Annotated in this window: 1 pseudogene; it reads left to right on the forward strand. The window is 65.2% G+C overall.

The window, feature by feature from the left end:
* Window position 1: 1 nt before the first annotated feature.
* Window positions 2–774: pseudogene (locus tag FDW84_RS18970) on the forward strand (glutamine--fructose-6-phosphate aminotransferase); the annotation flags it as partial.

The raw sequence follows: 774 nt of genomic DNA on the forward strand, positions 1-774 counted from the left end.
TATGTGTGGAATCGTGGGATATGTGGGCCGTGCTGGTAACGGTGGAAGTCACAGTGCTTTGGATGTTGTCCTTGAGGGGCTGCGCCGCCTGGAGTACCGGGGCTACGACTCCGCAGGCGTTGCCGTGGTGTCCCAGGGGAGCATTGAGGCGCGGAAGAAGTCGGGGAAGCTGAGCAATTTGATTGCCGAGCTGGAAGCGCGGCCGTTGCCGGAGACGCTGACCGGCATCGGGCATACCCGGTGGGCCACGCACGGCGGGCCGACGGACCGCAACGCCCACCCGCACCTGGCCGACGGCGGCAAGCTGGCCGTGATCCACAACGGCATTATTGAAAACTTCGCCGAGCTGAAGCTTGAGCTGCTGGATAAGGGTGTGGAGTTCCTGTCCGAGACGGACACCGAGGTTGCCGCGGCCCTTTTGGCGGACATCTTCCGGAACAAGCTGGGCGGGGACACGTCCAACGGCGGCCTGACCCACGCCATGGAGCTGGCCTGCCAGCGGCTGGAGGGCGCGTTCACGCTGCTGGCCGTGCACGCGGACCAGCCCGACGTCGTCGTGGCCGCCCGCCGGAACTCGCCTTTGGTGGTGGGCCTGGGTGAGGGGGAGAACTTCCTGGGCTCTGACGTGTCCGGGTTCATTGACTACACCCGCCGGGCGGTGGAGCTGGGCCAGGACCAGATCGTGACGATCACTGCTGACTCGGTGGAGATCACTGATTTCTTCGGCAACCCGGCCCAGGGCAAGGAGTACCACGTTGACTGGGATCCTGCCTC

This window comes from Pseudarthrobacter sp. NamE5 (assembly GCF_005796225.1).
Taxonomy (GTDB): domain Bacteria; phylum Actinomycetota; class Actinomycetes; order Actinomycetales; family Micrococcaceae; genus Arthrobacter.